The organism is Rhodococcus sp. PSi06 (assembly GCF_054960675.1).
Genome location: NZ_JBHNYO010000006.1, coordinates 54,003 through 77,779, shown reverse-complemented (window position 1 = coordinate 77,779; position 23,777 = coordinate 54,003). Strand labels below are relative to the sequence as shown.

Sequence of the window (23,777 nt, the reverse complement as noted above, 5' to 3'; positions counted from 1 at the left end):
CGGACTCGCGACCGAATCAGTCGCGGAGCATCTCCGCCACGAGGAAGGCCAGTTCGATGCTCTGTTGCGTGTTCAGCCGCGGGTCGCAGGCCGTCTCGTAGCGGCCGGCGAGGTCCAGATCCGAGATGTCCTGGGCACCGCCGAGGCACTCGGTGACATCGTCACCGGTCAGTTCGACGTGAATTCCGCCCGGATGCGTACCGAGGCCGTTGTGCACCTCGAAGAAGCCCTGTACCTCGTCGACGATGCGATCGAAGTGTCGCGTCTTGTATCCGGTCGACGCCTCGTGGGTGTTGCCGTGCATGGGGTCGCACTGCCAGATGACCTGATGGCCGGTGGCCTGGACCTTCTCGATGATGGCGGGCAGGATGTCGCGCACCTTGCCGTTGCCCATCCGTGAGATCAGCGTCAATCGTCCCGGCTTGTTGGTCGGGTCGAGGCGCTCGACGTACTCGACGGCCATCTCCGGCGTCGTCGTCGGTCCGATCTTGAGGCCGATCGGGTTCGAGATCAGCTCGGCCAGGGCAATGTGCGCTCCGTCGAGCTGACGGGTGCGGTCCCCGATCCACAGGAAATGCGCCGACAGGTCGTACAGCTTGGGGTGATCGTCGGTGTTGTCCAGGCGAAGCATCGCTCGCTCGTAGTCGAGAACCAGCGCTTCGTGGCTCGCGAAGATCTGGGCGGTGTGCAGATTCGGGTCCGAGACACCGCAGGCATCCATGAACCGGAGGCCGCGATCGATCTCCCCGGCCAGGGCCTCGTAGCGAGCACCCGCAGGTGACTGAGCCACGAACTCCCGGTTCCAGTCGTGCACCTTGTGCAGATCTGCCATTCCGGCACCGGTCAATGCGCGCACCAGGTTCATCGCCGCGCTGGCGTTGGCATAGGCGCGCACCAGTCGCGACGGATCATGGCCGCGCACGCTTTCGTCGGCCACCAACGAATTGATCATGTCGCCTCGGTAGGACTGCAGTCCGAGCGCATCGATGTTGGACGAGCGAGGCTTGGCGTACTGGCCAGCGATGCGCGCCACCTTCACCACCGGCATGCTCGCACCGTAGGTGAGCACCACAGCCATCTGCAGCAGTGTGCGGATGTTGCCCTTGATATGGGGCTCGGTGTTGTCGACGAACGTCTCGGCGCAGTCGCCACCCTGGAGCAGGAACGCCTCGCCGCGGGCGACGGCGGCAAGTTTGTCCGAGAGTGCCTCGACCTCGCCTGCAACGGTGATCGGCGGAACGCTCTCGAGGACCTTACGCATCTCGCCGGCCTGCTCGGGATCCCATTGCGGCTGCTGCGCAGCCGGCTTGGCCAACGCGTCGTCCAATCGAGTGCGCAACGTCGGCGACAACGGTGGCAGGTCGGGCAAGCGATCGATGGGTACGTCGACAGTCCAGTTCACCGGTACAGGATATTCGTACCGTCGTCGCCGCAGGACAACGGGTGTTCACCCGCGGTGCGAGTACTCCTCTATCGCCTGGAATTTGGCCAGATTGTGGCGTGCGTCGGCCAGCGCGTCGTGAGCGTCATCGGGCACCGACGGCAACTCGGGGCTGCCCCGATCCTCCCAGTGCTGACGCAGTTCACGAGTGAACCGCGGCAGAGATCGCGGCAACTCCGTCATCGAACCCCACAGCTGACACAGTGCTACGTGGTCGTATGCCGCCACCCAGGCCCACAGTTCGACCTCGGCCCCGTAGTGCGGCACCAGGAACTCGAGTAGCTCGTCACGGATTCGAGAACGACTCATCCACAACGGCGACGAGTACGGTGGCAGCTTGGGCAGCACATTGCGCCGAACCCAGCGGCCTGCCCGCTCGGGATCGAACTCGGAGGACACCGCATAGAATTCGCGACCGTCCTCGGAAACAACACCGATCGAGACCAACTCGATCGTGCGACCATCCTCGATGAACTCTGTGTCGTAGAAGTAGCGCACGCGGCTCACCCTAGCGCGTGTCCCGACACCTCCCCCTGCACCGGTTGCCGAACCCGAACAGTCTCGAAAGGCCACGTTGTGACATCGCCCGACACCAACCGTCCGCTCGCCGAGGCTCCGGAGCCATCCGGCCCGACGCCGAGTAGGTGGCCACGGTGGGCCGTCGCGTCGAGCAGGGTCGTCGTCCTGATCGCGGCCGCAGTCGGCGTCACGTTCCATATCAACGGGTTTCCGGGTCTACGCATGCTGGGCGAGCACTATCGACTCGATCTGGACGTGTACCGACTCGGCGGTCAGGTGTTCGCCGAGGGCGGAGATCTCTACGGCCAGTTGCCGCCTATCGCGACCGGCACGACGCTGCCGTTCACCTATCCCCCGATCGCCGCGGCGATCTTCAGCCCGCTGTCGTCGGTATCGCTGTACGCCGCGTCGATAACCGTCACCGTGCTGTCCATGCTGCTGCTACTGCTCACCCTCGTCATCACCCTCACCTCGCTCGGTATTCGTCCGCGCACCCTCGTGTGGTGGTTCGCCGGAGCGGTGTTCGCGTTGTCGGTGCTCGTATTGGAACCGGTTACCTCGACGCTGAACTACGGGCAGATCAACATCGTGCTGATGGCGTTCGTGGCGCTGGACTGCCTGCCGAAGAAGACTCCGTGGCCACGCGGGGTCCTGATCGGTCTCGTGGCCGCCGTCAAGCTCACTCCTGCCGTCTTCGTCCTTTTCTTTTTGTTGCGCAAAGACTTTCGCGCAGCTGTGATCTCGGTCCTGAGTTTCGCGGCCTTCACCGCAATCGGGTTTTTACTGACGTGGTCGGACTCGGTCAAGTACTGGACCGAGACCATCGTTGATTCCGATCGCATCGGTGGCCCGGCATACCCGCCGAACCAGTCGATCACCGGCGTGCTCGCGCGCCTGGGATTGGACGAGCTGCCCCGGTCGATCCTGTGGATCGCGTTGTCGGTGGTGGTACTCGCCATCGCGGCAGTGGCGATGCGAAAAGCATTCGCGGCCGAGCACACCGCCCTGGCTCTGACGATCAATGCCATGTTCGGCTTGCTGGTCTCACCGGTGTCGTGGTCCCACCACTGGGTATGGGCGATTCCGTTCACCGTGGTGCTGGCCGTCCTGGGCTATCGCCGCCGCAATGCGCTGCTGCTGACGCTGGTTGCCGTCGGATTGGCGCTGATGGTGTATCCGCCGCACTGGAAGCTCGGCGAGGGACGCTCGAGCGGGCTCGGCTGGCCCTTGGTGGACCAGTTCGCGGCCTCCGCTTACGTGTGGTGGGCACTGGCGTCGATAATCGCCCTCGCAGCCATCACCTTCACCCCTCGTGCCCAGGTGCCGGGCACCGCCGTGACCGACTGATCACGACGTCGGTGGGAAATTCAGCTGGCCTTGGAGTCCGGGATGCGCCGAGCCGCGGGAGCTGAATCCTCCACCGGTGCAACCTTCTTCAGAGAAGCGGCGTAGACGTCGACGTACTCCTGACCCGACAGCAGCATCAGATCGTACATCACCTCGTCGGTGACGGCGCGCTCGACGAACCGGTTGCCCGCCATCCCCTCGAACCGTGAGAAATCGATGGGCTTGCCCACTCGAATGGTGACCTTCGCCGGACGCCACACTCGCGAACCGATCGGGTTCATCTTCTCTGTGCCGATCATCGCGACCGGCACCACCTGCACGCCGGTCTGCAGCGCCAAACGGGCCATTCCGGTCTTGCCCTTGTACAGCCGACCATCGGGCGAGCGCGTGCCCTCGGGGTAGATCCCGAGGACCTTGCCGGCTTCGATCACTCGTACACCGGCATTGAGTGCATCCTGCGCCGCGTCGGCTCCGGTCCGATCGATCGGCACCTGACCCACGGCGGTGAAGAACCACTTCTGGAACGCGCCCTTGAGTCCTGATCCGGTGAAGTACTCGCTCTTCGCAAGAAACGTGATGCGTCGCGGAGTCTTGAGCGGGAGGTAGAACGAGTCGAGAACGGCTTTGTGGTTACTCGCCAGGATCACCGGCCCTCGCGTCGGGATGTTCTCCGCACCCTCGATCGTGGGCCTGCCCAGGGCGACGAGCAAGGGCCCGACGATTACGAATTTGAACAGCCAGTACCACATTGACGTGCTCCCTGATCATGGTCCGAAACAACTTGGTGCCGGCTCCCGCGAGCGAGAACCGACCGCGGCCGTGCGTCCTCGAACCGTGCCGCGTAGTGAACTGTACCCACGGTTTATGACACCAGCCACATCGTCTGCGACTCCGGGACGGAGCTCACACGATCCGGGCTCGCGCGGTCAGCGTACGCCGGTGACGAACTGGGCTCGGGCCAGCTCCGCAGCCCCGATCATGCCCGCGGCCTCGCCCAGTTGCGTACTGCGGATACGAGCCAAGGGACGATGGCCCGCACCGGTCACCAGCTCTGCGTACTTGTCGGTGGCGCGTGCGAGAAACTGACTCGACGACGTGGCCACACCCCCGGCCAGCACGATCAGATCGGGGTCGTACACGTCACCGACGATCGACAGCCCGACGCCGAGCCATTGCGCGAAATCTTCCATGGTGCGCCGCGCGATCGCATCACCGTCGTGCGCCGCGCTTGCAATCCGACGGCCGGTCAACGAACCCGGATCGAGGAACACCTCACGGGCCAGAGTCGTCGACGACGACGGGTCGGCGGCAAGCAACTCGACCGCGGTGTCCACCAGCGCAGTACCACTGCAATACCGCTCCCAGCAGCCGCGCTTGCCGCAGGGGCAAGCCCTGCCGTCCGGGACCACCTGAATGTGGCCGAGTTCCGGGGCGACGCCGTGACTACCGCGATAGATCCTGCCGTCGATCAACAACGCCGCACCGATTCCGGTACCGATGGCCACCATCACCACGTTGCGACCACCGGATGCCGCACCGAAGCGATACTCCGCCCACGCTGCCGCATTGGCATCGTGCTCGAGCAGCACCGGCAGTCCGAGGCGCTTGCTCATCTCGGTAGCGACGGGGGTGTCCACCCACGGCAGATGCGGAGCGAACCGAACCGTCGTGCGTTCGGAATCGATGAATCCTGCAACCGCGAGACCGACGGCGGCGATGTCGTGTCGCCCGGCCAACTCCTGCACGGCGCGATCGAGACCACGCTCGAGAGCGCGTGCGGTGTGCGGGGTGGGAGCAGCCGTCGAGTCGAGCACTTGCCCATCGGCGTCGACGACGGAGGCACGCAGGCTCGTCCCGCCCACGTCGATACCGACCGTCAGCCGCTCGTGATGTCGCTTCATTTCTCGATGCCTTTCTCCGCCGTCCCCCACACGGCCCTCACCGATCGGCCGCAGACTCGCCCGTCACGAGCGACCCGCAGTATCCGATCCCGAATTCTTCACTCGAACGGTAATCGGAACGAACGCGGTTCGACGCTCGCCCGGCAGATTCGTGTCCACCGACACGTTCGAGAGATCGAGCGGATCGGACGAATCGTTGTCCGGCCCTGGCCCCGAGGCCGCGGGTTCCGCGGCGGTGGAACCGGTCCGAGCAGCCTCCCGTTCGGTGCTCGTATGGTCGGTGCTCGCGTGGTCGGTGCTCGTGTGGTCGGTGCTCGTGTGGTCGGTGCTCGTGTGGTCGGCAAGAAGCTGGCGCAGCAGCCCGATGATCACTGTGCCTTCGGAAGCCACCAGCTCCACGAGATCGTGCCGCTCGCCGCGTACGAGTGCAGCAAGCGCACACACCGGACACCAACTGCAGCTCTGTTGGTCACGCTCCTGCTGCGTCTCCGCAACGCGGCGCAGAATGGGGTCGAGTCGCGTCAACACGGTGTCGGCCAAGGCCAACAGATCGGCCCCCAACTCGGAATGCCCGGAGCTCATCGCTGCACACCGATTGTCGTCCGCAATGCCGTCGAACATGGCTTCCATGTTCTCCCGAAGGCCGCGAGTCCGCTCACAGTGGCCACACATCGGGATTCGGGCGGAAACGCACAACCAGGTAAGGCCCGTCGAGCTCGGCGGAATCTGCGACGCACCGACGAAGCACCGACGCCAATCCGATTCGACGTCGCCTCCCGTCGGCACTGACTATCAAGTCGTCCTCCACTCGCCCTACACCCAATGTCGTCGAATCCACCACCGGCAGAAGCATTCTCATCGCGTAAACGGATTCGAGCCCACGCCCCGACTCGAGAACCAGGGAGGGCAGCTCACCCCGGTCCGGCGCACGCCGTTCGAGCACGGTCGATTCCAGCCGATCGGCCACCTCCTGCAAGGGGCCCAACCCTACCGGTTCACCAGCGGCTCGTTCCACCTCCACTATCGGAACGGTGCCGATACGTCGACGCAACTCGGCGATGGCACCCTGCTGCGCGGCCCGCCAGCTCTCGAACCAGAACACCGCTGGATGAGCGCCGACCAGGCCAACCGACGACGAGTTGAGCCGCGGCAGAATCTTGTTGACGAGAACCCGATCGATTCCGATTCCGAGCAGTGCCGCGGCCGACAGAGCTCGTTCTGCGTCGGCAACCGAGAGGTGTTCGGCAGTGACGACGACGGTTGCGCCGGTGCGCGCAGGGTCGGTGATCAGCGACCGAACCGCGTCGACCTGGGCGAGAACTCGCTCGATCATTGCCACCACGAGCGTGAGCCGGACGTTGGAACCGGTACCGGACACCATTCGGTCGTGACGCGGCCAGATGCGCTCCACGTACGCGGTCACGGTATCGGGCAACTGCAGAGTTCTCAACGCATCGGCCGATGCGGGCAGATCCACTATCACTGTGTCCCAACGGCCTTCGTCCACCAGACGACAGACCTCGTGCATTCCCAGCAGCTCTTCGATTCCCGGAAAGCCCAGCAGTTCCTCCGGCTCGATCGCCCCGAAGCTCACCCCGTGCTCGTGGCCCGCCGACGCCATGGCCATCAACGAACCGAGTCCTCGATACCGCGTCTCCAGCAGATTCAGCGTGTCGATTTCCACGACGTCGAGGCCCTCGGTGACGGGTCGGACCACGGACGTCTGCGCGGTTTCGTCACCTGGTGCGACGACGGGTATGCCCGCGAACACGTCGACCAGTGACGGCGCCTGATCCACCGACGCGATCAGAACCCGCTCGCCGGCCTGTGCGAGCCGTAGGCCCGTCGCCGCCGCCAGCGTCGTTTTACCCGCACCACCTTTGCCGAGGAACAGCATCACCGTGGTGCGGGGTTCGGAGCGAGCTTCGCTCAGCCTTCGACCCGCTTCTTCAATTCCTTGAGTGCAGTGTCGGTGATGACCTTTTCTGCTTTGCGTTTGAACAGGCCGATCATCGGGATGTTCAGGTCCACGGTGAGCTCGTAGGTCACGTCGGTGCCGCTGCCGGTCTCGCGCAACGTGTACGACCCCTTCTGCGACTTCTGCATCTCACCCGACACGAGGTTCCACGAGACCGAGCTTCCGTCGGCCGCCCAGTCGTACTCGAGTTCGTAGGTGTCCTTGACCATGCCCGCATCGAGCACGAACTTCACGCGCTTACCGCGTCCGTCCGCGCCCACGTCGAGAACCTCGACCGACTTCGCGGCCGAGACCCACGTGGGGTACGCATCGAAATCGGCGATGACATCCATGACCTGGTTGGGCGGGGCTTCGACGACGATCGACCTCTGGGTTTTCTCCGCCATGACTTCTCGTCCGCTTCCTTTCGGGTACTTCGACCGATTCGTACGCTGTAGTGCCGTGACACAGGCGGCAGGCCTATCTCACACGATCGATCCGGGGACGCACAATGCGAACCGGTCGACCGCAGCGCAGGGTTCGATCGTGAGCTGGTTTCACGCTACGTGGCTCGGTGCCTCACCCGCAGGCCGACCGGCCTCGAGTTCGAGTTTGAGCTCGAAGGTCATGGCGCGGCCTGCGACCCGACGAGCATGCTGGAGCTCCGCGGTCTCGCCGGAACCGACGGGCTCCGCATGGAGGAAGTAGTGGACGACCACTCCGTCGAGCGCGCGCTCGAGCCACAGCTCCATCGTTCCGACGACGCCGCCGCGCACGGTCCAGCGGATCCCCTTCTCTCCCCGGTCCTCGGTGACGGTCAGGTTCAGATCCGGCCACCATCGACGCCAGCGCTCGGGCGAGGCGAAAGCCTGCGCCACCCGTTCACCGGGAGCGGCCACGAATGTCTGATCCGCAACTTGAATACTGCTCATCGACAGAGCTTCACACACGGGCCTCGACCCGCGAGCGTCGAGGCGCATTCATGCCTTCTCGGGCCGGGTCTAGAGTAAGCGTGAAGCCGAGCTGTCGACTTTCGTTCACCCCGTTCTACCCGGAGGTAATCCCGTGCGCGAGTTCACCGCCGCCGCAAAATACGTCATCGAAGACACCGACTCGGCTGTCGACACCGTGTTCCTCCGCGCGCGCAACACGCCCGACGCCGTCGTGTTCCGCCGCCTCGTCGACGGCCGATGGACCGACGTCACCGCGGGCGAATTCGAGCAGCTGGTCGTGGGAGTTGCGCGTGGACTCATCGCCGCAGGCATCGAACAGGGCGACCGAGTTGCGCTGATGTCGTCGACGCGATTCGAGTGGTCCGTCATCGACTACGCGATCTGGGCCGCGGGCGGGGTGACCGTACCGATCTACGAGACTTCCTCCGCCGGGCAGGTCGAGTGGATTCTCGAAGACGCCGAGCCGGTGTTGCTCGTTCTCGAGAACGAGCAGCACGTGCAGGAGACGAAGGACGTCGTGGCAGCGGCGCAGTCGGTGCGTCGGACGTTCGTCATCGAGTCGGCCGACACCGGCGCGGTGCAGGAACTGATCGACGGCGGAGCAGATGTCACCGAAGACTCGGTGCATCAACGAGTTTCGGCACTGAGCTCTGCCGACCCGGCAACCTTGATCTACACCTCGGGTACCACCGGTCGCCCCAAAGGCGTCCAGCTGACCCACGCCAATCTCCTCGCGGAGTCGCTCGGCATTCGCGAGACGTCTCTGAAATCGTTGATGACGCAGGGCCGAAGCACCCTGATGTTCCTTCCTCTCGCGCACGTCCTGGCCCGAGCGGTGAGCATCGCGTCGTTCGACGCCGGGGTCACGGTCGGCCACACCCACGACATCCCGAACCTGGTCGCGACATTCGGAACCTTTCGACCGGACTTCATCCTGTCGGTGCCGCGCGTCTTCGAGAAGGTCTTCAACACCGCGAAGCAGAAGGCCCACTCCGACGGCAAGGGTAAGATTTTCGACGCGGCCACCGAGTGCGCGGTGGCGTGGAGCGAAGCCCAGGACACCGGTGGTCCCGGAATCGTGTTGCGCGCCAAGCACGCCGTGTTCGACAAGCTGGTGTACGGCAAGCTACGCGACGCGCTCGGGGGCAAGTGCGAACTCGCCATCTCCGGTGGCGCTCCCCTCGGTAGCCGGCTCGGCCACTTCTACCGGGGCATCGGGGTCACCATCTACGAGGGCTACGGACTGACCGAAACCACTGCGGCGTTCGCAGTGAACACCATCGGGTTTCAGAAAGTGGGTAGCGTCGGGCGGCCTCTGCCCGGCAACACCGTTCGCATCGCCGACGACGGAGAAATCCAACTGCGCGGACCTGTCGTGTTCGACGGCTACTGGCGCAACGAGGACGCAACGGCAGAATCTTTGGACGAGGGCTGGTTCCGCACCGGCGATCTCGGCAGCGTGGACGAGGACGGCTACATCACCATCTCCGGTCGCAAGAAGGAACTGATCGTCACCGCCGGCGGTAAGAACGTCTCACCGGCCGGCCTGGAAGACCAGCTCCGGGCGGGCGCTCTGATCAGTCAGGCCGTTGTCGTGGGAGATCAGAAGCCCTTCATCGGTGCGCTCATCACCCTCGACCCGGAGGCATTCGATCGTTGGAAGTCCGAGCACGGCAAGGATTCCGAGGCCACCGCGGCAGATCTGCAGAAGGATCCGGATCTCGTTGCCGAGATCGATGCTGCCGTCGCCGACGCGAACAGGTCCGTTTCGCATGCGGAGTCCATCAAAAAATATCGACTCCTCCCCCATGACTTCTCGGAGGAAAGCGGCGAGCTGACCCCGACGATGAAGCTCAAGCGCAACGTCATCACCAAGACGTACGCCGACGAGATCGAATCCATCTACGCGCGTTGAGGCGCGCCGATCGGAAAGACGGACGCTAGATCAACGATCGCAGCTTTTCCGTCAGTACGTCCCAACGCCACTCGGCGTCCACCCACGCGCGACCGGCGTTACCCATCTGCGTTGCCATCGTGCGATCGGACAGGATGCGCACGATGGCGTCGGTGATCTCCGAGACCGACGTTCCGTCGACCACGAGCCCGGTCTTGTTGTGCTGCACAGCTTCCGGCGCACCCCCGGACGTTCCGGCGACGACGGGCACACCACACGACGACGCTTCGAGATAGACGATTCCGAGGCCCTCCACGTCGAGACCCGCGCCACGGGTGCGGCTCGGCATTGCGAACACGTCCGCGATGGTGTGATGAGCGGCCAGCTCGACCGACGGCACCGTACCGGTGAACACCACGTGCTGCTCCATTCCGGTCGCTCGGACCAGCTCGCGCAGAGTGTTCTCGTACGGCCCGCCTCCCACGATCACCAGAACGGCACCGTCGACGGCCCGACGAATTCCCGGCAGCGCTCGGATCAAGAAGTCCTGTCCCTTTCGGGGCACGAGTCGCGAGAGACACAGCACGGTAGGTCGGTCGCCGAGGCCGTAGCGCGCGCGAAGTTCCGCTCGAGCGGCGTCGTCGGGGACGAAGCGATCCGTGTCGACTCCGGGCGGCAGGTGCTCGAGCGCCGCGTTCGGACCGAAAGCCGAGCTGAATCGACCCCGGGTGTATTTGCTGACGTAGGTCACCACGTCGGTGTTCTCGCCGATGGTGCGTAGGGTCGCCCGCCCGCCCGGCACCATCGACCAGCCGACCTCATGACCGTGGGTACTCGCCACGATGCGCTCGGCCCCGGCCTTGCGTAAGTGCGACGACATCACTGCCAACGGTGCCGATGCCCCGAACCACACCGAATCGCACCGACGCGACTTCAGTATGCGAGCCGCGCGGCGCGCAACGAGCGGAGTCGGGAGCATCAGTGTCGTCGGATGGCGGACTACCTCGAACGGCTGCCGGGCGTCGAATTTCCGGTGTGAGTCACCGCGCCACCGCGGCGCATACACCACGAGCTCGTCCGCGGGCAGTTGCGAGGCGAAACTGTGCAGGTAGGACTGGATTCCACCCGGGCGAGGTGGAAAGTCGTTCGTCACGAGCAGAGTACGACGCATGGCGTCAACCGTAGCGCCCGACGTCAGCGCACCGTGGCAGCCACCCAGTTACCCCACGAGGCGACGAACTGGGCGCGGTCCGTTCCGAGGACCGACGCGAAGGCCGAATCGATCGAATCGTCGGACATCGGTCGAGACGCCAGCGCCTCGTACAGGCGGCGCAACGTCGACTCACCGTACCGATCGGCCACGAAGGCGAACACCGACCACGCCGACTCGTAGGCCACACTCGACCGAGCCCCACCGGCACCGAAATCCTCGTCCTTCGGCAACACCGACGGCGGACCACCCGACTTCACGATCGCCGTGAGGGTCGGAGCAAGCCGGGCAAAATCGGCACCGGAGTTGCGATAGCCGGAGTAGTCGGCAAACCCCTCCGCCACCCACAGCGCCGTTCCTTCCGCCGTACGAGCCCTCGCCGCAACATGGGTCAACTCGTGTCGAAGTACCGACCGGACGGTGAACGGAGTCAACCGCGCCGCGGCGTCAGGACCGAAGACGACCCGTTGGCCGGTCGGACGTGAGCCGTCCGCAACTACCGCGTCGGACACCGTCACCGCGGCCACGTCGGTCGACGGGTCGGATCGTGTCAACTCGCCGAACTCCTCCGCGGACGATGCAACGAACACCAGACCGTCGCGCGCCCAGTCGTCTCCCCAGAAGTCGGTGACTGCATCGATTGCCGACGGAAGCTCGGCGGCAAGGTTCCGGGCGAACTGCTCCCGGTCCGGATGCCCCATGACCACCGAAGTCCCGGCCGCGGTGGGCACCGAAGAGACGTTCAACGGTCCGAAGTCCCACGGCCCACGCCACGTGTGGCGTCGATATTCGGGCAGGTCCGCGTCGTCGACGAGCCTCCACTGTCCGTCACGCTCGGCGACGACTAGCGAGACCGGTCGACGCGTCGACGACGCGTCGGGACCGTCCACGGCGTAACGCAGATACACCGGTGGTGCCCAGACGTCTGTGGCGTTCAGAGATTCGGCGATCGAAGGCGGCACCGGAGTTTCCGGTTCGTCGCCCAGGTCGTAGCCGAAATCCGAGAAGGGCACGCTCGGAACGACTGCTGTCCGGCGACGTTGCGCCTCGACGAAATCTGGATCGGCTCGCGGGTCCATCAGACCCTGCAGCGCTTCCACATCACCGGACCGAACCGCTCCCGCCCACTGGTCGAGCAGGACGGTCACGTCGGCTCGCCGCTGCTGATCGTAGGTCGGTTGGGTCTGACGCTCGGACGTCTCGGCACGAGCTCCCTCGGACGAAGTCTCGGTGCTGTCGGCTCGATGGAGCACAACGATCGAGATGGCCACCACGGCGACGAGAACGGCCGCAATCCACCTGTTCCGCACCGGCCGCGTCATACGAGCATCGATCGGTCAGCGAAGGTCACCTCAGTAGCGACGCGCCCCGTAGTACGGGAACGATGCCATCGACTGCACCTTGACGGGAACGCCGAATGTGGAGGCATGCAACACGTTTCCGTTACCGGCGTAGATTCCCACGTGCGAGGCGTCCGGATAGAACAACACCACGTCCCCTGGCTGCAGATCTTTCTGGTCGATCGGTGTCCCACCTTCGGCCTGCGCCTGACTGGACCGAGGGAGCGTCTTCCCCACCTGCTTGTACGCCCACACCACCAGCCCTGAACAGTCGAAGCCGTCCGGTCCCGTGGCACCCCAGACGTACGGCTTGCCGATCTGCGTCAGACCGGCCTGCAGTGCGCTGGTACCCGACCCCGGCGTCAAGTTCTGCAGGATCGTCGTGGGATCGAAACCGTCGGGCAGGGAGGATCCGGCCAGCGCGAGCTGCTCGGACGACGACAGCGCACTGTAGGCAGCCATCACCTCGGCGATCTGTCCCTGCAGTTCGCTCTGCTTGGCTTGGAGATCGTCACTGACTGCCTTGGCCTGCTCGGCCGCGACTCGAGCTTGGTCTGCGGCTGTCGTGGCCGCCTGCTCGGCCGCAGCAGCGTCCGAACTCGCCTGCTGGAATTGGGCTACTTGACCGGCCGTCTCCGCCGAGATCACATCGAGCGCCGACATCTGATCGAGCAGTTGCTGAGGTGAGTCGCTGACCATCACAGCGAACAGACGATTCGTCCGTGCACCTTGATAGTTGACGTTGGCCACCTTGTCCATGGCCGGCTTGAGCTGGGTCAACTGCGCCTGCGCTGCGTCGAGAGCAGCGCGGCTGTTATCGACGGCCGCCTGAGCATCGAGTTGCTGCGCGGTCTTGGCGTCGAGGTCGATCTGAGCGTTGTGCAGAGACTCGTTCGTCTGTTCGGAGTCTCGGGAGAGCTCGGCGAGCTTGGTCTGAGCGTCGGACGCCGAGTCGAATCCCGGCTGAGCGCCGGCCGTTTGTGTCGGCACGACGACGATGCAAGCAGCCAACGCGGCAGCAACCACCGAGTTGCGGGCCAGCCGCCATCCTCGGTTCGATCTCGATTTCGCCACGAAAAGCGACTCTCCGTCCTTCGTTCTGCCGCCTTCACGAGGCGGCGGTTGGATAAGAAGTCCGAAACGAACCATACCCATGCTCATGCCGGCACGGACGTGAACACCGTCTGAAATCGAAGGGGTTCGTCGGTGATAGATCACAGAATAAACGTCGACCAGGTCTCGATCAGATTACGAAAGACGGCCCTTGCTGTCCACCGTACCGGCATGTCGTCTGCACGGTGCCCGGACAACGACGACAGGGCCGGGCCGGTGTGCGGCCCGACCCTGTCGGTCGATCACAGCAGACGTCTGCTGCTCGAATCAGATCTGGTCGAATCAGTAACGACGAGCACCATCGAACGGCATCGAGGCAAGCGGAGCGACCTTGACCGGCACGCCGGACGTGGACGCGTGCACGACGTTGCCGTTGCCGACGTAGATGCCCGAGTGCGAGCCACCGTAGAACGAGACGACGTCACCGGGGGCCAAGCTGTCGCGCGAGACCGGGGTGCCTGCGGCAGCCTGGTCGTAGCTCGTGCGAGGAAGGCTGATGCCGGCCTGCTTGTACGCCCACTGGACGAGGCCCGAGCAGTCGAAGGAATCCGGGCCCGATGCGCCGTACACGTACGGAGCGCCGATCTTGGACTCTGCAGCCTGAACAGCCTTGGCCGCGGGCGTGACCTGGGGCGCAATCGCCGCACCCGGAGCGGGCAGGCCCGGAATGTTGAGGGGAGGGAGGCCCGGGATGTCAGGAATCTCGAAAGTTCCGACGCCGGGAATGGTGAGGGGGGCCGCCATTGCGGGTGCAGCGGGAAGAATGACCACGCCTGCCGTGAGCGCTCCGGCTACGAGTACTCGTCGCAATGATCGGTTGGAAAGTTGTGACGCCACGAAAGATGGTGCTCCGTTTCTTCCTATCGTCCGCCGACCGAGTTAGCTGACGGGTTCGGGCTGGGAAGAGCAGCCCTACCCACCGGCCACTGTGCGTGGCTCAGCGGGATTCACCCCAGTAGATATCGGGTTCCCGGTACGAACACTCTCGCGAGTGAACGATTAGGCGGTGACTTGCGACGCCACTCCGGTTTGGACTGGCGAGACTCCGCAAGGTCTCAGGAAGGTTACGAAATGGCATACCCCTGTGTCGACCCCAACGCGCCGAAGCATCGGAAATCGGCCCGAAATTCGCTAACCGGCGCGCTGATCCCCCGGTGTGTCACGAGTCGGTAACGACGGAACTCCGTCGGCGTCGTCCTCGTTCGTCACGAGCTTGAGCGCGGGCACCAGACCGACATCCGCGAGTACCCCCATAGCACCGAGTTCTTCCTGCTCGAGCGTGATCGGCGCGGGTGGTCCGACCCATCGTCCGTCCGATCTCGACGGCATTCCCGGCGGCCCCAGAAGCACGGTCACGACGCAGTCTGCACAGGCGATGTCACGGACAAGGCAATCACTGCAGTCGATGATCATTGTGATCCTCGTCTCTTTGTTGTTTCCGGCGGCCGAATCGGCCGATCGAGCGAAAGGTAGCGCCCGCCACCGACAGGTTTCGTGAACCGTCACGGACGGGGTACGACGACACGGTCCGGGTGCAATCGAGCAATCCGAGTTCTTGTCGGGGGTCGGACCTACCGTCGTCCGCGTGAGCCTGCCCATCCAGCTGTCGTTCGACGAACTGGACACCCCACTGCACGACACCACGTTCGTCGTCGTCGACCTCGAAACCACCGGGGGCAGCGCGGATACCGAGGCCATCACCGAGATCGGAGCAGTCAAGGTTCGCGGAGGTGAAATCCTCGGCGAGTTCGCCACCCTCGTGGATCCCGGTAGGTCCATTCCGCCGTACATCGTCGAACTCACCGGCATCACGTCGGCAATGCTGATCGGCGCGCCTCGAATCGAGCGCGTCCTGCCCGGATTCCTCGAGTTCGCCCGAGGCTCGGTGTTGGTGGCCCACAACGCAGGCTTCGACACCGGCTTCCTCAAAGCCGCAGCCAGTCGACTCGACATCGTGTGGCCCCGGTTTCAGGTGCTGTGCACCGTCAAGCTGGCTCGACGAGTTCTCACGCGCGACGAGGCACCATCGGTCAAACTCTCGGCGCTGTCCACCCTGTTCCGATCAGGCACTCGGCCCACCCACCGCGCGCTCGACGACGCTCGTGCGACGGTGGACGTGCTGCACGGCCTCATCGAACGAGTGGGAAATCAGGGCGTGCACAGTTACGCCGAACTGGTCGACTACCTTCCCGCAGTGTCCGCCGGCCAGCGCGCCAAACGCGGCCTGGCCGCTCACCTGCCCGGCACGCCCGGCGTCTATCTCTTCCGCGGACCGTCCGACGAGGTGCTCTACGTCGGCACCTCGAACAACCTCAAACGCCGGGTGCGCAACTATTTCACCGGTTCGGAGACCAGGGGCCGCATGAAGGAGATGGTCTCTCTGGCCACCCGCGTGGATCACGTCGAGTGCGCGCACGCACTCGAAGCCGGTGTCCGAGAACTGCGGCTGCTCTCCGCGCACATCCCTCCGTACAACCGCCGTTCCAAGTTTCCCAAGAAGGGTTGGTGGATCACCCTTACCGATGAGGCATTTCCACGTCTGTCGATAGTCCGCACGCCGACGCCCAACAGTCTCGGGCCGTTCTCGGTTCGCGGTGACGCCGCGGAGGCTTCCGCACTCGTGGCCGAGTTCTGTCGTCTGCGTACGTGCACTCGCCGGCTGGCTCGATCGCTTCGGCACGGCGACGACTGCCCGGCAACGGACGTCGGCGGGTGCCCAGCGGCCTTCTCCGGTCCGTTGACGGCCGAGGAGTACTCAAGTGCACCCACGCAGTTTCTTGCGCTCGTGTGCGGCCAGGACGATGCGATCCTGTACTCGATGCGTCGGCGAGTCGCCGAACTCGCGGACAGGGAGCTCTACGAGACCGCGGCGCGCCTGCGCGACCGGATCGCAATCACCGTGGACGCGCTACGTAGAATGCATCGATCGGCGGCGGTCGCCGCGATAGCCGAACTCGTGGCGGCGCGGCGGACCGTGGACGGCGGCTGGGAATTGATCGTGGTGCGATTCGGTCGACTGGCAGGAGCTGCGGTTGCGCCACGCGGAGTGCACCCCATGCCGGTGGTCGACGCCATCACCGCGTCCGCCGAGACGGTGATACCCGACATGACACCGCTGCGAGGCGCGCCCCCGGAAGAGGTAGGCCTCATCGCGTCCTGGCTACGCACCGAGGGAGTCCGCATCGTCCGAACGAGCAGCGGCTACTGCAGTCCGGCACGCTCGGCGGGCTCTTGGGAGGAGTGGTGTCGAACGGCGAGAGAAGCCGCGCGACAGGAGTGGAGCCCGCGGAACAACCCTTAGGGCGGGAGTGGAGCCCGCGGAACGACCCTTGAGGCAGGAGTGGAGCCCGCGGAACTAGAGTTCTGGTGAGGCTCGTCGGATATCGGGCTCGGGACGCATGAGGAGCACAGATGATCAATGCCATCGTCTTGATCGACGCCGAGGCCGATCTGATTCCGGAGGCAGCGCAGGCCGTTGCCGATGTCGACGGCGTCTCGGAGGTCTACTCCTGCGCCGGCGACGTCGATCTGATTGCGATCGTAAAAGTCCGCGATCATGCCTCGATTGCCGAGGTGATCACCCAGCACATCAACCGGGTGCGTGGAGTGAAGAACACCACGACTCATATTGCGTTCCAGTCGTATTCGAGCGCCGACGTCGACGCAGGATTTTCGATCGGCGAATAGGGGCGCCCAGAAAGGCGTTGTTCGTCAGCCGGCGAGAGCGGTGGTGCAGCGAGCCCAGTCGGCGAGTAGGCGTGCAGCGGAACCGTTGTCGACAACCGTTGCCGCAGTTACCAATCCGGCTTCCATCCGCTCGTGCAGGTTTCCCGAGACGCCCTGGTGAGCGGCCATAGCCGCGGCGGCATTGAGCAATACGGCGTCGCGTACGGGTCCGTGCTCGCCCGCAAACACGCGATGCGCCACTGCGGCATTGAATTCCGCGTCGCCACCTTTGAGCGCCTCGATCGGTGCCCGGTCGATTCCGAAGTCCACCGGATCGATCGATTCGACGGTCACCGAGCCGTCGGCCACCACGTGCACGGTGGTGGTGGTGGACAGCGTGATCTCGTCCAGTCCGTCGTCGCCCCGCACGACGAGCACCGAACTGCCTCGGCCGGCGAACACGTCGGCCATCACCGGAGCCAAACTTTCGAAGGCACAGCCGATCAGGCCTGCGCGTGGGCGGCCCGGGTTGGTCAGTGGACCAAGCACGTTGAACACCGTCGGGATGCCGATCTCCTTGCGCGGGGCCGCCGCGAAGCGAAGCGCGGGGTGATGGATCGGCGCGAAGCAGAACCCGATTCCCACCTGTTCGACGCTCGACGCCACGGCATCGGCCCCCAGAGTGACCCGGACACCCAACGCCTCGAGCACATCGGTGGTGCCACTCTTGGACGACGCTGCGCGGTTACCGTGTTTGACCACTCGTATTCCGCTGGCGGCAACAACGATCGCCGCCATCGTGGAGATGTTGACGGTGTCGGCGCCGTCGCCTCCGGTGCCCACGACATCGACGGCATCGGTATCGGTGTCCACCAGCACCGCGTGGGCCAGCATGGACTCGGCCAGCCCGCTCACTTCCGCCGGGGTGGGACCCTTCATTCGGAGAGCAACCCCGAACGCCGCGATCTGTGCCGCTGTCGCGTTGTCGGCCATGATCTCGTCCATCGCCCAGCCGGTGTCGGCGCTGGACAGATCGGTACCAGTGCTGAGCGCACCCAGGATTCGACGCCAGGTTCGCGGCTGCTCGTCAGTGGTCGGTGCGTTCATGGCTGGATCCGTTCGTCGGTCCGTGGCGACGGACATGGGGCGGTGGAATCTTAGCCAGAGGCCGGGTCGGGCTCGGCCGGCTGCAGTGCGTCCCAGCCGAGCACGGCTCCACCCCGGCGTTGGGCGAGGCCGGCCATTCGCGATCGCTCCTGCGAGCAATGCAGCGCGTCCAGCACCTGCACACGCTGCAGAACCAAGGGAACTCCGCCGTCGACCTGTGGGCGATATCCGTCGACGTCCGGCACTTCGGCCGCCGGACCCACTTCGTAGTCGTCCTGGGCGGCGACCGCGGCCGCGTCGTCCACTTCGTGCGCCGGCAGCAGCAGATGGTGCCGAAGCAGCACTTCCGACGCCTCCGTCCACACCGGCGGGGTTCGCGCCGCGTCGTCGAGGACGGCCGAGCACGCCTGTGCGTCGTCGAAGCAACTCGCCACTATCACCAGATCATCGCGCGTGGGGTCCAGACGTTCCGCTTTCGACCGCGAGAACAACCTTCGAAACCACCCACCTGCACTGCTCTTTGCCATGAGGCCAGCCTTGCACGACTGGACCCTACCGGCCCGTACAGGGCCTCCCACCTGGACGGGAACCACAGCGCATTCGGATTCGTTGTGTTGCGACGCGCCCAGAGCGGACCCGGATATGCCTTCCGTACTACGACGGGTCATACTTCTTTCTGTGACGAGCGCAGTAGGGACTCAAGGATCGGCAATCACCCAACGCGTGCACTCGCTGAACCGTCCCAATATGGTCAGCGTCGGCACGATCGTGTGGCTGTCGAGTGAACTCATGTTCTTCGCCGGGCTGTTTGCGATGTACTTCGTCGCACGCGCGCAGGCGAACGGAAACTGGCCGCCGGAGCCGACCGAGCTGAACCTCGGTTTGGCCGTTCCGGTGACGGCCGTGCTGATCGCTTCCTCGTTCACGTGCCAGCTGGGCGTGTTCGCTGCCGAGCGCGGCGACGTGTTCGGTCTGCGGCGCTGGTACATCGTCACGCTGGCAATGGGCGCGTTCTTCGTGTCCGGCCAGGCGTACGAGTACTACCACCTGGTGCACGAGGGCACGACGTTGTCGAGCAGCGTGTACGGATCGGTCTTCTACATCACGACCGGCTTCCACGGACTCCACGTCATCGGCGGACTCATCGCCTTCGTCTTCCTGATCACCAGAACGCTGGTCAGTAAGTTCACGCCTGCGCAGGCCACCGCCGCAATCGTCGTCTCGTATTACTGGCACTTCGTCGACATCGTCTGGATTGCCCTGTTCGCGACGATTTACTTCATCCGCTAGTGACAGTCAGCACGCCAAAGATAACGAACGAACGGATTCAGCCCCCGACGTTCGGCCCGTCCCGACACGACAAGGGATAGAAGATGAGTACATCTCCCCCAGCAGCATCCGTCGACAAAACCGCCGCCAAGACGCGACGGCAGCGTAAGACGCGCCGTCGCATCACAGGTGCTCTCGTTCTGATGATGGGCCTTCTGAGCGCCGGCTTCCTTGCTTCGGCCCTCACTCCGACTCCGCAGGTCGCCACGGCCGACACCGACTCGGCTGCGCTGATTCGCGAAGGCAAGCAGTTGTACGACACGTCCTGCGTGACGTGCCACGGTGCCAACCTGCAGGGTGTTCAGGACCGCGGACCGAGCCTCATCGGCGTCGGCGAAGCAGCTGTCTACTTCCAGGTGTCGAGCGGCCGCATGCCCGCTGTTCGTAACGAGGCCCAGGCGCTCCGCAAGCCGCCGAAGTTCGACGACAAGCAGGTCGACGCCCTCGGTGCCTACATTCAGGCCAACGGCGGTGGCCCCACCGTCATCCTCGACGACAACGGCGAGGTTGCTCAGGAGTCACTGGTCGGCGACGACGTGGCCCGCGGCAGCGAGCTCTTTCGTCTGAACTGCGCGTCCTGCCACAACTTCACCGGTCAGGGCGGTGCCCTGTCCTCCGGCAAGTTCGCTCCGGACCTCGGTCCTGCCAACGAGCAGCAGATCTACACCGCGATGGTCACCGGTCCGCAGAACATGCCGAAGTTCTCCGATCGTCAGCTGACGCTCGAGGAGAAGTCCGACATCATCGCGTACGTCAAGTCGGCTCAGGAGACCAAAGCTGCCGGCGGTTGGGGCCTGGCGGGCTTCGGTCCCGGTACCGAGGCGATCGCGCTGTGGGTTGTCGGAATCGCCGCTGTCGTCGGCGCAACATTGTGGATCGGAGCAAGGTCATGAGCGACGGTGATTCCGGCCGCAAGGACGCGGCGAACACCAGTGGTGTGGATGCCGACAAGAAGTACACCGACGAGGAACTGGGTGCGCTGAGCCGCGACCAGCTGGTCGAACTGGGCACCAATCTCGACGGCGTCGACGTTGCGTTTCGTCGCAACCGCTGGGCGGTCGAGGGAACGCGCGCCGAGAAGCGTGCCGAGCGCAGCGTAGCGATCTGGTTCGCCATCGCAGGTCTTTCTGCCGTCGCATTCATCGCGGTCTACCTGTTCTGGCCGTGGCAGTACGCCGGAATCGGTGACGAAAACTACCACCTCTACTCGCTGTACACGCCCCTCATCGGCGGCACGATGGGCCTGGCGATCCTCGCAGTGGGCGTCGGTGCCGTGCAGTTCACCAAGAAGTTCATTCCCGAAGAGGTCTCCATCCAGGACCGTCACGACGGAAGTTCGTCGGAGACCGACCGAAAGACCTTGGTCGCAGAACTGGGCGACTCTCTCGACACGTCGACCATCGGTCGCCGCAAGGTGATCAAGCGCTCACTCTTCTTCGGCGGCGGCGCACTCGGTGTCATGGCATTGCTGCCGCTCGGCGGCCTGATCAAGAACCCGTGGGCCAAGGGCGAAGATTCTCCGTTGTGGGTATCCGGCTGGACTCCTCGGTACGATGGGGAGACCATCTACCTCCGACGAGACACCGGGCGACCGGAAGATGTCGTTCTCGTTCGGCCCGAGGACTTGGACGCTGGTGCCATGGAGACCGTATTTCCGTTCCGCGAAGCGGACCGCGAGAGCGAACACGAACTGCTCACGTCCCTGCGTGGAATCCGCAACGCCGTCATGCTCATCCGCTTGCGTCCCGATGCCGCGAGCACGGTCATCAAACGCAAAGGCCAGGAGAGCTACAACTACGGCGATTACTACGCCTACTCCAAGATATGCACGCACCTGGGTTGCCCGACATCGTTGTTCGAGCAGCAGACAAACCGCATTCTCTGCCCTTGTCATCAGTCGCAGTTCAACGCGCTCGAGTACGGCAAGCCGATCTTCGGACCGGCCGCGCGCGCGCTGCCCCAGCTTCCCATCACTGTCAACGAGGAGGGATATCTAGTGGCACGAGCCGATTTCAAGGAACCACTGGGTCCCGCCTTCTGGGAACGTAAACCGGAGCGTGATTCATGAGCCCTTCACTGCAAACCCTCGCAGCCAAGCAGGCCGACGACGTCGACAGTCGTTATCACTTGGCACCAGGATTGCGCCGTCAGATCAACAAGGTGTTTCCCACCCACTGGTCCTTCCTGCTCGGTGAGATCGCGCTGTACAGCTTCGTGATCCTGCTGATCTCCGGCGTTTTCCTCACCCTGTTCTTCGATCCGTCGCTCAGCGAGGTCGTATACCAGGGCTCGTACACCCCCCTCAACGGCGTGACCATGTCGCGTGCGTACGCCACTGCCCTCGACATCACGTTCGAGGTCCGCGGCGGTCTGTTCATGCGACAGATTCACCACTGGGCGGCACTGATGTTCGCCGCGTCGATCATCGTGCACATGGCCCGTATCTTCTTCACAGGTGCGTTCCGTCGTCCCCGCGAGGCCAACTGGGTCATCGGCTGCTTGCTGCTGATCCTGGCGATGTTCGAGGGCTTCTTCGGATACTCCCTCCCCGACGACCTGCTCTCGGGCACCGGTCTTCGCGCCGCCTTCTCCGGTATCACGATGAGCATCCCGATCGTGGGCACCTGGATGCACTGGCTGATCTTCGACGGCGACTTCCCGGGGACCATCATCATCCCTCGCCTGTACGTAGCCCACGTGCTGCTACTTCCCGCGATCATCCTGGCGTTGATTGCAGCTCACCTCGCGCTGGTCTGGTACCAGAAGCACACTCAGTTCCCCGGACCGGGACGCACCGAGAAGAACGTCGTCGGCGTTCGTATTCTGCCGGTGTTCGCGGTCAAGTCCGGTGCATTCTTCGCCGTGACCTTCGGTGTTCTGGCTGCAATGGGTGGTTTGCTCCAGATCAACCCGATCTGGAACCTCGGCCCATACAATCCGTCGCAGGTGTCGGCAGGTTCGCAGCCCGACTTCTACATGATGTGGACCGACGGTCTGGCTCGACTCTTCCCCGCATGGGACATCTACATCGCCGGTCGTTACACCATCCCGGCCGCGTTCTGGGTGGCAATGATCATGGGTCTCGTGTTCGCGGTCATGATCGTCTACCCGTGGATCGAAAAGCGCCTCACCGGTGACACTGCGCATCACAACTTGCTGCAGCGTCCCCGCGACGTGCCGGTCCGTACGGCCATCGGCGCGATGGCCATCGCGTTCTACGTCGTCCTGACGCTGTCCTGCGTCAACGACCTGATTGCGTACAAGTTCGACATCTCGCTCAACGCCATGACATGGATCGGTCGCATCGGCGTCCTGATCCTGCCTCCGATCGCCTACTTCGTTGCCTACCGGTTCTGCATCGGTCTGCAGCGAAGCGACCGGGCTGTGCTCGAGCACGGAATCGAAACCGGAATCATCAAGCGACTCCCGCACGGCCAGTACGTGGAAATCCACCAGCCGCTCGGACCGGTCGACGATCACGGACATCCGATTCCCCTCGACTACCAGGGCGCGCCGGTACCGAAGAAGATGAACAAGCTCGGCTCGGCCGGTAAGCCCGGCTCGGGATCGTTGTTCACCCCGGACCCTGTGGCGCAGAGCAAGGCACTCGAAGATGCACTGCACAAGGGCGAACACGAGCAGCTCGCGATGCTCCGCAACTACCAGGCGGGAATTCTCGGCAACGGCTCGAACGGCAACGGTCACTCGAACGGCAACGGCCATTCCAATGGCAATGGTCACTCGAACGGACATGCCAACGGCAACGGCCATTCCAATGGTCACTCAAACGGCAACGGTCACGAAGACGCTGCCATCACGTCGGGTCGTCAGGACAGCGACAGAGATCACTGACATCTGACACAGCATCGAAGAAGGGCGGCACCGGCAACGGTGCCGCCCTTCTTTGCGTTCTCCACCGACCCGATCGGGTTCGAGACCATGTGGCTCGCCCGAGGCACCGCTCCCCTCCCCCGGCCTCGGTGCCGCCCTCCACGAACTC

General features: G+C 64.4%; 23 protein-coding genes and 1 riboswitch. Of the genes, 8 read left to right on the top strand and 15 right to left on the bottom strand.

The features are described from left to right. Positions 1–16 precede the first annotated feature (16 nt). Together ACFI9K_RS09830 and ACFI9K_RS09825 are read right to left on the bottom strand one after the other, a co-directional pair. Positions 17–1,402 (bottom strand): class II 3-deoxy-7-phosphoheptulonate synthase, encoded by a 1,386-nt coding sequence (locus ACFI9K_RS09830; protein WP_462663319.1) that lies wholly within the window; start codon positions 1,400–1,402, stop codon positions 17–19. Positions 1,403–1,447: 45 nt separating this feature from the next. Beyond that, positions 1,448–1,939 carry a polyadenylate-specific 3'-exoribonuclease AS gene (locus ACFI9K_RS09825; protein ID WP_032379547.1) on the bottom strand — a complete coding sequence of 164 codons (492 nt, stop codon included), beginning with the start codon at positions 1,937–1,939 and terminating at the stop codon, positions 1,448–1,450. 78 nt (positions 1,940–2,017) lie between these two features. Here ACFI9K_RS09825 and ACFI9K_RS09820 point away from each other — a divergent pair, with 78 nt between their 5' ends. Then, positions 2,018–3,307 (top strand): glycosyltransferase 87 family protein, encoded by a 1,290-nt coding sequence (locus ACFI9K_RS09820; protein ID WP_462663318.1) that lies wholly within the window; start codon positions 2,018–2,020, stop codon positions 3,305–3,307. 20 nt (positions 3,308–3,327) lie between these two features. Here the strand turns inward: ACFI9K_RS09820 and ACFI9K_RS09815 are convergent, their stop codons facing one another. The 6 genes from ACFI9K_RS09815 to ACFI9K_RS09790 form a co-directional block, all read right to left on the bottom strand. Next, entirely contained in the window at positions 3,328–4,056 is a 729-nt protein-coding gene (locus ACFI9K_RS09815) for a lysophospholipid acyltransferase family protein (protein WP_462663317.1), read from the bottom strand. Between the two features lie 177 nt (positions 4,057–4,233). Beyond that, the gene (locus tag ACFI9K_RS09810) at positions 4,234–5,208 is read right to left on the bottom strand and encodes an ROK family protein (protein WP_462663316.1); all 975 of its coding nucleotides are present in this window, start codon (positions 5,206–5,208) and stop codon (positions 4,234–4,236) included. Between the two features lie 63 nt (positions 5,209–5,271). After that, positions 5,272–5,838 carry a hypothetical protein gene (locus tag ACFI9K_RS09805; protein WP_462663315.1) on the bottom strand — a complete coding sequence of 189 codons (567 nt, stop codon included), beginning with the start codon at positions 5,836–5,838 and terminating at the stop codon, positions 5,272–5,274. Between the two features lie 25 nt (positions 5,839–5,863). Beyond that, positions 5,864–7,105, bottom strand: coding sequence for an ArsA family ATPase (locus ACFI9K_RS09800; protein ID WP_462663450.1), 1,242 nt, complete (start codon positions 7,103–7,105; stop codon positions 5,864–5,866). A 32-nt stretch (positions 7,106–7,137) separates the two neighbouring features. After that, positions 7,138–7,572: an SRPBCC family protein gene (locus tag ACFI9K_RS09795; protein ID WP_462663314.1), complete on the bottom strand. Its 435-nt coding sequence runs from the start codon at positions 7,570–7,572 to the stop codon at positions 7,138–7,140. Positions 7,573–7,722: 150 nt separating this feature from the next. Then, complete coding sequence (locus ACFI9K_RS09790; RefSeq protein WP_462663313.1) at positions 7,723–8,097, bottom strand: polyketide cyclase / dehydrase and lipid transport; 375 nt, start codon at positions 8,095–8,097, stop codon at positions 7,723–7,725. Positions 8,098–8,230: 133 nt separating this feature from the next. Between ACFI9K_RS09790 and ACFI9K_RS09785 the strand changes: the two genes are divergently transcribed. Next, the gene (locus ACFI9K_RS09785) at positions 8,231–10,033 is read left to right on the top strand and encodes an AMP-dependent synthetase/ligase (protein ID WP_462663312.1); all 1,803 of its coding nucleotides are present in this window, start codon (positions 8,231–8,233) and stop codon (positions 10,031–10,033) included. Between the two features lie 25 nt (positions 10,034–10,058). Here ACFI9K_RS09785 and ACFI9K_RS09780 read toward each other — a convergent pair whose 3' ends face one another. From ACFI9K_RS09780 to ACFI9K_RS09760, 5 genes are all read right to left on the bottom strand, one after another. Further along, positions 10,059–11,183, bottom strand: coding sequence for a glycosyltransferase family 4 protein (locus tag ACFI9K_RS09780; RefSeq protein ID WP_462663311.1), 1,125 nt, complete (start codon positions 11,181–11,183; stop codon positions 10,059–10,061). Positions 11,184–11,206: 23 nt separating this feature from the next. Continuing rightward, the gene (locus ACFI9K_RS09775; RefSeq protein ID WP_462663310.1) at positions 11,207–12,544 is read right to left on the bottom strand and encodes a hypothetical protein; all 1,338 of its coding nucleotides are present in this window, start codon (positions 12,542–12,544) and stop codon (positions 11,207–11,209) included. Positions 12,545–12,574: 30 nt separating this feature from the next. Next, entirely contained in the window at positions 12,575–13,636 is a 1,062-nt protein-coding gene (locus ACFI9K_RS09770; RefSeq protein ID WP_462663309.1) for a C40 family peptidase, read from the bottom strand. A gap of 321 nt (positions 13,637–13,957) precedes the next feature. Beyond that, complete coding sequence (locus tag ACFI9K_RS09765; protein WP_462663308.1) at positions 13,958–14,512, bottom strand: C40 family peptidase; 555 nt, start codon at positions 14,510–14,512, stop codon at positions 13,958–13,960. A gap of 16 nt (positions 14,513–14,528) precedes the next feature. Further along, positions 14,529–14,691, bottom strand: a riboswitch (cyclic di-AMP (ydaO/yuaA leader). Positions 14,692–14,806: 115 nt separating this feature from the next. Next, on the bottom strand, positions 14,807–15,031 hold the full coding sequence (locus ACFI9K_RS09760; protein ID WP_462663307.1) for a hypothetical protein: 225 nt from the start codon (positions 15,029–15,031) through the stop codon (positions 14,807–14,809). A 229-nt stretch (positions 15,032–15,260) separates the two neighbouring features. Here ACFI9K_RS09760 and ACFI9K_RS09755 point away from each other — a divergent pair, with 229 nt between their 5' ends. Together ACFI9K_RS09755 and ACFI9K_RS09750 are read left to right on the top strand one after the other, a co-directional pair. Continuing rightward, on the top strand, positions 15,261–16,976 hold the full coding sequence (locus ACFI9K_RS09755) for a DEDD exonuclease domain-containing protein (RefSeq protein WP_462663306.1): 1,716 nt from the start codon (positions 15,261–15,263) through the stop codon (positions 16,974–16,976). 110 nt (positions 16,977–17,086) lie between these two features. Continuing rightward, positions 17,087–17,362 carry an Lrp/AsnC family transcriptional regulator gene (locus ACFI9K_RS09750; RefSeq protein WP_462663305.1) on the top strand — a complete coding sequence of 92 codons (276 nt, stop codon included), beginning with the start codon at positions 17,087–17,089 and terminating at the stop codon, positions 17,360–17,362. 24 nt (positions 17,363–17,386) lie between these two features. Here ACFI9K_RS09750 and trpD read toward each other — a convergent pair whose 3' ends face one another. Beyond that, entirely contained in the window at positions 17,387–18,448 is a 1,062-nt protein-coding gene (gene trpD / locus ACFI9K_RS09745; protein WP_462663304.1) for an anthranilate phosphoribosyltransferase, read from the bottom strand. A 50-nt stretch (positions 18,449–18,498) separates the two neighbouring features. Beyond that, entirely contained in the window at positions 18,499–18,975 is a 477-nt protein-coding gene (locus ACFI9K_RS09740; RefSeq protein WP_462663303.1) for a hypothetical protein, read from the bottom strand. Positions 18,976–19,126: 151 nt separating this feature from the next. Between ACFI9K_RS09740 and ctaE the strand changes: the two genes are divergently transcribed. The 4 genes from ctaE to qcrB all read left to right on the top strand — a co-directional run bounded on the left by ctaE (position 19,127) and on the right by qcrB (position 23,629). Further along, positions 19,127–19,738, top strand: coding sequence for an aa3-type cytochrome oxidase subunit III (ctaE, locus tag ACFI9K_RS09735; RefSeq protein ID WP_057476090.1), 612 nt, complete (start codon positions 19,127–19,129; stop codon positions 19,736–19,738). A gap of 83 nt (positions 19,739–19,821) precedes the next feature. Next, a complete protein-coding gene (gene qcrC, locus ACFI9K_RS09730; protein WP_462663302.1) occupies positions 19,822–20,670 on the top strand; it encodes a cytochrome bc1 complex diheme cytochrome c subunit in 849 nt (282 codons plus the stop codon). Next, on the top strand, positions 20,667–21,845 hold the full coding sequence (gene qcrA, locus ACFI9K_RS09725; protein WP_462663301.1) for a cytochrome bc1 complex Rieske iron-sulfur subunit: 1,179 nt from the start codon (positions 20,667–20,669) through the stop codon (positions 21,843–21,845). The genes qcrC and qcrA overlap by 4 nt, the downstream gene beginning before the upstream one ends. After that, a complete protein-coding gene (gene qcrB, locus ACFI9K_RS09720; RefSeq protein WP_462663300.1) occupies positions 21,842–23,629 on the top strand; it encodes a cytochrome bc1 complex cytochrome b subunit in 1,788 nt (595 codons plus the stop codon). Before qcrA ends, qcrB begins: the two co-directional genes overlap by 4 nt. The last annotated feature ends 148 nt before the right edge of the window (positions 23,630–23,777 follow it).

What these genes read in the sequence shown, in the direction of transcription:
- ACFI9K_RS09815 (WP_462663317.1), bottom strand. Translation starts at nt 4,056, where the DNA reads ATGTGGTACTGGCTGTTCAAATTCGTAATCGTCGGGCCCTTGCTCGTC.
- ACFI9K_RS09810 (WP_462663316.1), bottom strand. Translation starts at nt 5,208, where the DNA reads ATGAAGCGACATCACGAGCGGCTGACGGTCGGTATCGACGTGGGCGGG.
- ACFI9K_RS09805 (WP_462663315.1), bottom strand. Translation starts at nt 5,838, where the DNA reads ATGGAAGCCATGTTCGACGGCATTGCGGACGACAATCGGTGTGCAGCG.
- ACFI9K_RS09800 (WP_462663450.1), bottom strand. Translation starts at nt 7,105, where the DNA reads ATGCTGTTCCTCGGCAAAGGTGGTGCGGGTAAAACGACGCTGGCGGCG.
- ACFI9K_RS09795 (WP_462663314.1), bottom strand. Translation starts at nt 7,572, where the DNA reads ATGGCGGAGAAAACCCAGAGGTCGATCGTCGTCGAAGCCCCGCCCAAC.
- ACFI9K_RS09790 (WP_462663313.1), bottom strand. Translation starts at nt 8,097, where the DNA reads ATGAGCAGTATTCAAGTTGCGGATCAGACATTCGTGGCCGCTCCCGGT.
- ACFI9K_RS09780 (WP_462663311.1), bottom strand. Translation starts at nt 11,183, where the DNA reads ATGCGTCGTACTCTGCTCGTGACGAACGACTTTCCACCTCGCCCGGGT.
- ACFI9K_RS09775 (WP_462663310.1), bottom strand. Translation starts at nt 12,544, where the DNA reads ATGACGCGGCCGGTGCGGAACAGGTGGATTGCGGCCGTTCTCGTCGCC.
- ACFI9K_RS09750 (WP_462663305.1), top strand. Translation starts at nt 17,087, where the DNA reads ATGATCAATGCCATCGTCTTGATCGACGCCGAGGCCGATCTGATTCCG.
- trpD (WP_462663304.1), bottom strand. Translation starts at nt 18,448, where the DNA reads ATGAACGCACCGACCACTGACGAGCAGCCGCGAACCTGGCGTCGAATC.
- ACFI9K_RS09740 (WP_462663303.1), bottom strand. Translation starts at nt 18,975, where the DNA reads ATGGCAAAGAGCAGTGCAGGTGGGTGGTTTCGAAGGTTGTTCTCGCGG.
- qcrC (WP_462663302.1), top strand. Translation starts at nt 19,822, where the DNA reads ATGAGTACATCTCCCCCAGCAGCATCCGTCGACAAAACCGCCGCCAAG.
- qcrA (WP_462663301.1), top strand. Translation starts at nt 20,667, where the DNA reads ATGAGCGACGGTGATTCCGGCCGCAAGGACGCGGCGAACACCAGTGGT.
- qcrB (WP_462663300.1), top strand. Translation starts at nt 21,842, where the DNA reads ATGAGCCCTTCACTGCAAACCCTCGCAGCCAAGCAGGCCGACGACGTC.